This is a genomic window from Streptomyces sp. SID14436 (assembly GCF_010548465.1).
Classification (GTDB): domain Bacteria; phylum Actinomycetota; class Actinomycetes; order Streptomycetales; family Streptomycetaceae; genus Streptomyces.
In genome coordinates this window covers 1-584 of sequence record NZ_JAAGMD010000474.1, presented here as the reverse complement: position 1 = coordinate 584, position 584 = coordinate 1, and the positions used below count along the sequence as shown (strand labels likewise).

The following is a 584-nucleotide window of genomic DNA, read 5'->3' as shown; positions in this document are numbered from 1 at the left end:
CGTGGCGTGGGAGCCGCTGCTCGCGCCGGCCGCGCTGCTGTTCGTGTTCGCGCACCGGTGGCGGGCGCTCGGCGCGCTGCTGCTGGTGCACACGGCACTGCGCCTGCCGGGTCCGCCGGCCCTGCTCTCCGGCGGCCTGCCGTCGCCCTCCGGCCTCTGGGGGCCCTCCGCGCCCTCCGCTCCCTCTGCCCCCTTCGCTCCCTCGGCCCTTCTGGACCCCTCCGCTCTCCTGGATCCCTCCGGGCCGTATCCCGCGCTGCCCGCCCGGCCCGCGGAGGTCTGGCCTGCGGGCGTGCTGCCGGTGCCCGGTCTGCCGCCGACGGCGGCCTGGGGCCTCACGCTGCTCCTGGCGGCCGTCGGCGTCATGTGCGCCCACCGGCGCTGGCACGGGCCGGGGCCGGTGGGGCTGCGGCTGGTGGAGACGGCGACGGGGCTGATGCTGTCGGCGTTCCTCGTCCTGCGCCCCTCCCTGCGCGACCACCTCCTCGTCCTGGGGCCGCTCCTGCTGGCCGGCCTGGCGTACGCCGGGTCGGCGGCCCGGCGCCCCTGGTTCTGGCTGGCGCTGGTGCCGCAGCTGCCCGGGC

At 79.1% G+C, this 584-nt stretch carries 1 pseudogene; it reads left to right on the top strand.

Annotation, left to right across the window (positions count from 1 at the left end):
• A pseudogene (locus tag G3I53_RS16170) lies at nucleotides 1-584 on the top strand (hypothetical protein); the annotation flags it as partial.